Raw genomic sequence first — 7,416 nt, 5'->3', positions numbered from 1 at the left:
GGTCAGATGTGGACGGCGGGCCCGGCGTCGTTGGCGCCGCGCCGGGTCAGCAGGCCGAGCACGGCGGCGGCGAAGGCGACCACCGAGGCGACCGCGAAGGCCAGCGACATGCCGCTGACGAAGGAGTCGTGGACGGCCCCGGCCATCGCGTCGACGACCTGCTGCGGGGTACCGGCCGGGGCCGGCGGGGCGATGCCGAGCTGGGCGGCCTGGTTGAGGCCCTCGGCCTGCGCCGGGTCCACCGGCGGCAGGCCCGCGTCGGCCCACTTGCCGGGCAGCGTGTCGGTGACCCGGGCGGCCATCAGCGCGCCCAGCACGGCGGTGCCGAGGCTGCCGCCGACCTGCATCGCGGACTGCTGGAGGCCGCCGGCGACACCGGAGAGCTCCAGCGGCGCGTTGCCGACGATCACCTCGGTGGCGCCGACCATGACCGGGCTGATGCCCAGGCCCATCAGCACGAACCAGAGTGCCATCGCGCCGTTGCCGGAGCCGGCGTCCAGGGTGGACATGCCGAACATCGCGGTGGTGGTGATCAGCATGCCGGCCACGATCGGGATCCGCGGGCCCAGCTTGCCGATCGCGATTCCCGCCACCGGCGATCCGATGATCATCATGCCGGTCATCGGCAGCAGGTGGACGCCCGCCTGGACCGGCGTCATGCCGTGCACGTTCTGCAGGTAGAAGGTGACGAAGAAGATCGCGCCGAAGAACGCGAAGGCCATCAGCACCATCAGCAGGGTGCCGGCCGACAGCGGCACCGAGCGGAACAGGCTGAGCGGGATCAGCGGCTCCCTGGCCACCCGCTGCCAGAACGCGAAGGCGGTCATCAGCACGACCGCGCCGCCCAGGAAGACCAGCGTGGAGACGTCGCCCCAGCCCCACTCGGGGGCCTTGATGATGCCGAAGACCAGCGCGAACATCGCCGCCGAGAGCAGCACGATGCCGGGGACGTCGAAGGACTTGGCGGCGTTCTCGGCCCGCACGTCCCGCAGGATCCACAGGCCGAGGGCCAGCGCGATCAGGCCGACCGGGATGTTGATGAAGAACACCGACTCCCAGTTGACGTGCTCGACCAGCAGGCCGCCGACGATCGGGCCGGCCGCGGTGGAGGCGCCGATGACGCCGCCCCAGATGCCGATCGCCATGTTGAGCTTCTCGGCCGGGAAGGCCCCGCGCAGCAGGCCGAGCGCGGCCGGCTGGAGCAGCGCGCCGAACAGGCCCTGCAGCACGCGGAAGGCGATCACCGTCTGGATGTTCCCGGCGAAGCCGATCGCCGCCGAGGTGACGGCGAATCCGACCGCGCCGACCAGGAAGGTGTTCTTGTGGCCGAACCGGTCGCCGATCTTGCCCGCGGTGATCAGGAAGACCGCGAGGGCCAGCAGGTAGCCGCTGGTCACCCACTGGATCTCCGAGGGCGCGGCGTTGAGGTCGGCCTGGATGACCGGGTTGGCGATCGCGACGATCGTGCCGTCCAGGGCGACCATCATCACGCCGACGGCGACGGTGAGCAGGGTCAGCCAGGGGTGGCCCTGGAGGCCCTTCCCACCCGGTGACGTGCCCGGCGGCGGTGCGTCCGCCGTGGCGCTCTTGGTGAGGGACTGACTCATCTGGGCCCTCCGAGGGGCTGGCTGCGGGCGGACGTGGAAGTGGCGCCCCGGCCCACCCGTCCCCACGAGTGCCCGGCCCGAGGGCGCCACCCAGGGCACATTATGGCAGCCACTGACATTCGGCAAACGCTGACTTCTGCGTCTTTCTGCCATTTGTCAGATCGCTACAGTAGCCTCCACAGCCCCAGCCCGATCACCCTCCGGAAGGCCCCCGCCATGGCCGCTCAGCCCGCTTCCCCCGCCCCCGTCCAGGAGCCGGGACTGCGCGCCCGGAAGAAGCAGCGCACCCGGGACGCCCTCATCGAGGCGGCCCACCGGCTCTTCCTCGGCCAGGGCTTCGCCCGCACCACCGTCGACGAGATCGCCGGCGCCGTCGACGTCTCGCAGCGGACCTTCTTCCGCTACTTCGCCAACAAGGACGAGGTCGCCCTCGCCGTCCTCGCCGAGGCCGAGGACCACTTCATCGAGCTGCTGCGGGCCCGCCCCGCCGAGGAGACCCCGTTCCAGGCGATGCGCGCCGCGATCGTCGGCTCCTGGCGCGAGCGCGGCGCCGGCCACGACACCGGGCCCGGCTCGGTGACGGCCGCGCTGGAGCTGATCCGGATGATCGAGAACACCCCCACCCTGCTCGCCGCCCACCTGCGCCGGGTCACCGAGCAGGAGCAGGTGGTGATCCGGGTCCTCGCCGAGCGCGAGGGCGTCGACCCGGCCGGGGACCTGCGCCCCGCCGTGCTCGCGGCGGCCTTCGGCGGCGTGCTGCGCGCCGCGCACCTGTCCTGGAGCGCCGACCAGGAGGAGACCGGCCCCGAGGGCATGATCGCGCTGATCGACCGCCACCTGGACCTGCTCGCCCCGGCCCTGGTCGGCGACTGGAGACGCTGAGCCTCATACCCCGGTACTACGCCGGAGTCAGGACCGGAGAGGGACGCCGCGCGCGCCGCGCCGCCCTAGGCTGACCGGATGCTCAAGCCACCCGCCGGGCCGGCCCCGGGCGGCCCGGTGCGCGCGCTGCTCGCCCCGCTCACCCGGCCGTCCCCCGACCACACCCCGCTGCTCGCCCAGGCCTCCCGCCGCTGGATCCGCCTCCTCCCGTACGTCCTCGCCGTCACCGCGACCGTCGCGCTGCTGCCGACCGGCATCCTGGTGCTCGTCAACGACTACGGGGTCGACCCGGGCCTGGCCGCCGCCCTGACGGTCACCCAGACGGTGCCGCTGGTGCTCGCCGTCACCCGGCCGCTGCCCGCCTGGTGGATCACCGGCGGCGGCGCCCTGCTGACCTCGCTGCTGGTCCTCGCCACCGGCGAGGGCGCCGGCCCCAGCGGGGTGGACGGCCCGTGGCCGTGGCCGCCGCCGGCCCTGGTCGGCCACCTGCTGCTGATGCTGACGCTCGCCCTGCGCGAGGCCCGCCGCACCCTGGTCGCGGTCTGGCTGGCCACCGCCGCGGCGAGCCTGGCGCTCTCCCCGATCGGCTTCGCCGGCCGGTTCGGCGGCGACAACAGCCTGCTCGCCGCCGCCCTGGCCGGCGTCGTCCTGGTGCTCGGCGGGGCGCTGCGCGAGCGCGCCGAGGCCCGCCGGCTGCTCACCGAGCAGGAGCACATCAGCGAGGCCGAGCGCGAGCGGCGCACCCTGCTGGAGGAGCGCGCCCGGATCGCCCGCGAGTTGCACGACGTGGTCGCCCACCACATGTCGGTGATCGCCGTCCAGGCGGCCAGCGCGCCGTACCGGCTCACCGGCGTCCCGGCCGAGGCCGCCGAGGAGTTCACCGCGATCGCCGGCACCGCGCGCGAGTCGCTGGCCGAGATGCGGCGGCTGCTCGGGGTGCTGCGCAGCGAGGAGTCGGGCGGCGAGACGGCGCCGCAGCCGGGCCTCGGGCAGCTCTCCCAGCTGGTCGAGACGGTCCGCCGGGCGGGCGTCTCCGCCGAGCTGACGCTCGCTCCGGAGCTGGCCGACGACCCGCTGCCGCCGGCCTTCGGGCTCTCGGTCTACCGGATCGTCCAGGAGGCGCTGGCCAACGTGGTCCGGCACGCCCCCGGCGCCGCGGCCTGGGTCTCGCTGGCGGTCGCCGACGGATCGCTGCTGGTCACCGTGGTCAACGCGGCCCCGCCGGTGCGGTCCGAGTCGCTGGAGGCCTCGGTCGAGGGCACCGGCCAGGGGCTGGCCGGCATGCGCGAGCGGGTCCGGCTGCTGGACGGGCGGCTGGACACCGGGCCGCTGCCGGAGGGCGGGTTCAAGGTGGCCGCCGTCCTGCCCCTCCCCGCCCTGACGGATACTCGGTCGCAGGACACCCGGCCCGGCGGCCCCGCACCGGAGGACCCGGACGGGCCGCCCGCCGAACCGTAGACCGCCCCGGGGAGAGCATCGTATGACCATCCGCGTGATCATCGTCGACGACCAGGCGATGGTGCGGGCCGGATTCGCCGCCCTGCTGAACGCGCAGAGCGACATCGACGTGGTGGGGGACGCCGCGGACGGCGCGCAGGGCCTGGAGGTGAGCGGCCGCACCCATCCGGACGTCGTGCTGATGGACGTCCGGATGCCCGTCATGGACGGCCTGGAGGCGGCCCGCCGGCTGCTGGACCCGACCGTGCCCGGCGCCCACCGCCCCAAGGTGCTGATGCTCACCACCTTCGACGTGGACGACTACGTCTACGACGCGCTGCGGGCCGGCGCCAGCGGCTTCCTGCTCAAGGACGCGCCCCCGGACGACCTCATCGCCGCCGTCCGGGTGGTCGCGGCCGGCGAGGCGCTGCTCGCCCCCTCGGTGACCCGGCGGCTGATCGAGGACTTCGCCCGGACCAGGCCGGCCCGGCGCCGCGAGCCCGGGCTGCGGCTCAACGGGCTGACCCCGCGCGAGACCGAGGTCCTGGAGCTGATCGCCCGCGGCCTGTCCAACCAGGAGATCGCCGCCCGGCTGGTGCTCGCCGAGCAGACCGTGAAGACCCACATCGGCCGGATCCTGGCCAAGCTCGACCTGCGCGACCGCGCCCAGGCGGTGGTGCTCGCCTACGAGTCCGGTCTGGTGACCCCGGGTCAATGAGCCGCTCCGCCGGACCGCACCCGGACCGCACCGGGCTCCTCTCCCGGGGGAGAACCCCCTGATACCCGGGTAGCACCCGGGAGTTGGCCCCGCGGTGTGATGTCCGCGGGGCCGCCCCGTTCCTACCTTCCTTCCCGTCGGACCGGACGGGAAGCGGAGGCAGAGGGACATGACGAGGAATCGGATCGGCCGCGCGGCGGCCGTCGCGGCGCTGGCGCTGGCCGCGGTGCTGGGGGCGGGCGGCTGGGCCGCCGGCGGCGAGCGCGCGGTGACCGGCCCGCCGCCCGGGGCCGCCGCCTGGACCGCCGACGCCGTCCTCGGCCGGCCGCTGCCCGACCCGGCCGCGGCCACCCCCGCCGAGGTGGCCGCCTTCTTCGCCGCACTGGCCCCGGCCACCCGGGAGGAGCTGGCCGTCCGCCACCCGCTGGTGGTCGGCAACCTGGACGGCGCCCCCGTCGAACTGCGCTACCGGGCCAACGCCCGGGCCGTGGCCGAGGAGCGCGAGCACGCGCTGGCCCGGGCCGCCGACCCGGCGCTCACCCCGCAGGACCGCACCGCCGCCCGGGAGCGCGCCGAGCGCTACCGCAGCCTGCTCGACGGGTCGGCGCCCGGCGGTCAACGCCGCTTCCTCGCCTTCGACCCGCGCGGCCGGGGCCAGATCGCCGAGGTGTTCGGCGACCTCGCCACCGCCCACCGCACCGCGGTCGTCGTCCCCGGCTCCGACATCGACCTGCGCACCTTCGACCGCGCCGGCGATCCGTACGGCACCCCCGTCGGCATGGCCCGGGCGCTGTACGACGCGACCGGCGGGCGCACCGCCGTGATCGCCTGGACCGGCTACACCACCCCGCTCGGGCTGGGCCCGGACGCCGCCACCGAGACCCTGGCCGAGGCCGGCGCCGTGCGGCTGGCCCGGCTGCTCGACGGACTCGCCGCCGGCACCCGCCCCGACGCCCCGGCCACGGTGTTCTGCCACAGCTACGGCTCGGTGGTCTGCGGGCTGGCCCGGCCGGGCCCGCGGCAGGCCTCCGGCGTGGTGGTGCTGGGCTCGCCCGGCCTCGGCGTCGGCTCGGCCGCCGAGCTGGACCCGCGCGTCCCGCTCTGGGCCACCGCCCGCAACGGCTCCGACTGGATCGGCAACGTGCCGCACCTGCGGCTGTTCGGCCTCGGCCACGGCGCCGACCCGACCGACCCGGCCTTCGGCGCCCGGCCGCTGCCGTCCACCGGCTCGCACGGCCACACCGGCTACTTCGCCCCGGGCACCGCCTCGCTGGCCGCCTACGCCGACCTCGCCCTCGGCCGCTGACCGGCGCACGCGCCGCCGAGCCCCGGCCCGGGCCCCTGCCGGCCCGAGCCCCTGCCCTCCCGAGCCCTCGCACCCCGCGAACGGAGACCCCGTCATGCCCAGCTCCCTGCTCGCCCCCCTGCACCGGGCCGCCCGCCAGGTGGACGCCCGCACCCCCGGGACCCGCGACCGCGCCCTGGACGGCCTGCGCGCCCTCGCCCTGCTCGCCGTCCCGGTCGGCCACTGGCTGCTCGGCGGCCTCACCCGCTCCGCCGATGGCGCCCTGCACAACGCCAGCCCGCTCTCCTCCCCCGACCTCGGCTTCTTCGCCCCGGTCAGCTGGGGACTCCAGCTGCTGGGCGTGTTCTTCCTGGTCGGCGGCCACTCGGCGGTCCGCTCGCGGGAACGGTCCCGGGCCCGGGGGGTCGGGTACGGGGGCTGGCTGCGCGGCCGGGTGGTGCGGCTGCTGCGGCCGGTGCTCGGGGTGGCCGCCGTCTGGGCGCTGCTGATCCCGCTGCTGCCGCGCCTCGGCGTCCCCGCCGACACCGTGCGGACCGGCTCGACGCTGGTGGTGCAGCCGCTCTGGTACATCGGCGTCTACCTGGGCCTGACCGCGCTCACCCCGGTCTGCGCGGCCCTCGCCCGCCGGCTGGGCGGCTGGTCGGCGGGCCTGCTGCTCGCCGCGGTCGCCGTCGTCGACCTGCTGCGGTACGGGCCGTGGGCGGAGTCGGTGCCGTCCTGGGTCGGCCTGCTGAACATCCTGCCGGGCTGGCTGTTCGGCTATCAGCTGGGCGTGCTCTGGGCCGCGGGCCGGCTGGGCCGTCCGGCGGCGCGGCTGCTGCTGGCCGGCGGCGGGGCGCTGTTCGCCGTGCTGCTGCTGGTCTTCCACTACCCCGCGTCGATGGTCGGCGTGCCGGGCGCCGGGCGCACCAACTCGCACCCGCCGTCCCTGCTGGTCCTGGCGCTGGCGGCGGTGCAGTGCGGCGCGGCGGTGCTGCTGCGCGAGCGGCTCGGCCGGCTGCTGACCCGCCGTCCGCTGCTCTGGCTGCCGGTGGTGGCGGTCAACCTCTCCGCGATGACGATCTTCTGCTGGCACCAGAGCGCGATGCTCGCGGTCGCGGTGCCGGGCGCGGCCGTCTTCGGCGCGGTGCCGGGGCTGACGGTGGCGCCGGACTCGCTCGGCTGGGTCGCGCTCCGACTGGCGCTGCTGCCGCTGTTCGCCGCCGCGCTGGTCACGATCGGACGGTTCACCCGCCGCTTCGACGGCCCGTGGACGGGGCTCCCCGCGCCGGCCAGGGCGGCGGCCGGAGCGGGGGCGGCCTTCTTCGCCGCGCACGCGCTGGGTGTCGTCTGACGGTCGGTGGGCAGACGGGGAGGCGGAAGCGGGGGGCGGGCCCGCGGGGGGCCGCCCCCGCCCCCCACCCCCCCCCCCCCCCCCCCCCCCCGGGCGCCCCCCCCCCCCCCCCACACAGAGAACCCCACCACCC

Annotated in this window: 6 protein-coding genes; 5 read left to right on the top strand and 1 reads right to left on the bottom strand. The window is 76.1% G+C overall.

Annotated elements, in window-relative coordinates; all coding sequences use genetic code 11:
- Positions 1-2: 2 nt before the first annotated feature.
- The gene (locus tag ACFVFS_RS28005; protein ID WP_380627478.1) at positions 3-1,607 is read right to left on the bottom strand and encodes an MFS transporter; all 1,605 of its coding nucleotides are present in this window, start codon (positions 1,605-1,607) and stop codon (positions 3-5) included.
- Positions 1,608-1,823: 216 nt separating this feature from the next.
- On the opposite strand from ACFVFS_RS28005, the gene ACFVFS_RS28000 reads away from it, so the two are divergent.
- The 5 genes from ACFVFS_RS28000 (at position 1,824) to ACFVFS_RS27980 (ending at position 7,283) form a co-directional block, all read left to right on the top strand.
- Positions 1,824-2,489 carry a TetR family transcriptional regulator gene (locus ACFVFS_RS28000; RefSeq protein WP_380627477.1) on the top strand — a complete coding sequence of 222 codons (666 nt, stop codon included), beginning with the start codon at positions 1,824-1,826 and terminating at the stop codon, positions 2,487-2,489.
- A gap of 78 nt (positions 2,490-2,567) precedes the next feature.
- Positions 2,568-3,947: a sensor histidine kinase gene (locus ACFVFS_RS27995; protein WP_380627476.1), complete on the top strand. Its 1,380-nt coding sequence runs from the start codon at positions 2,568-2,570 to the stop codon at positions 3,945-3,947.
- Between the two features lie 22 nt (positions 3,948-3,969).
- A complete protein-coding gene (locus ACFVFS_RS27990; protein WP_380627475.1) occupies positions 3,970-4,644 on the top strand; it encodes a response regulator in 675 nt (224 codons plus the stop codon).
- 169 nt (positions 4,645-4,813) lie between these two features.
- Complete coding sequence (locus ACFVFS_RS27985) at positions 4,814-5,950, top strand: alpha/beta hydrolase (RefSeq protein ID WP_380627474.1); 1,137 nt, start codon at positions 4,814-4,816, stop codon at positions 5,948-5,950.
- A gap of 94 nt (positions 5,951-6,044) precedes the next feature.
- Positions 6,045-7,283 carry an acyltransferase gene (locus ACFVFS_RS27980; RefSeq protein WP_380627473.1) on the top strand — a complete coding sequence of 413 codons (1,239 nt, stop codon included), beginning with the start codon at positions 6,045-6,047 and terminating at the stop codon, positions 7,281-7,283.
- Positions 7,284-7,416 lie beyond the last annotated feature (133 nt).

The organism is Kitasatospora sp. NPDC057692 (genome assembly GCF_042799475.1).
In the GTDB taxonomy this organism is placed as follows: Bacteria; Actinomycetota; Actinomycetes; order Streptomycetales; family Streptomycetaceae; genus Kitasatospora.
The sequence above is the reverse complement of the archived record's forward strand: the minus strand, read 5'-3'. Positions and strand labels throughout refer to the sequence as shown.

Coding starts and splice junctions, on each gene's coding strand:
- ACFVFS_RS28005 (WP_380627478.1), bottom strand. CDS start 1,607: ATGAGTCAGTCCCTCACCAAGAGCGCCACGGCGGACGCACCGCCGCCG.
- ACFVFS_RS28000 (WP_380627477.1), top strand. CDS start 1,824: ATGGCCGCTCAGCCCGCTTCCCCCGCCCCCGTCCAGGAGCCGGGACTG.
- ACFVFS_RS27995 (WP_380627476.1), top strand. CDS start 2,568: ATGCTCAAGCCACCCGCCGGGCCGGCCCCGGGCGGCCCGGTGCGCGCG.
- ACFVFS_RS27990 (WP_380627475.1), top strand. CDS start 3,970: ATGACCATCCGCGTGATCATCGTCGACGACCAGGCGATGGTGCGGGCC.
- ACFVFS_RS27985 (WP_380627474.1), top strand. CDS start 4,814: ATGACGAGGAATCGGATCGGCCGCGCGGCGGCCGTCGCGGCGCTGGCG.
- ACFVFS_RS27980 (WP_380627473.1), top strand. CDS start 6,045: ATGCCCAGCTCCCTGCTCGCCCCCCTGCACCGGGCCGCCCGCCAGGTG.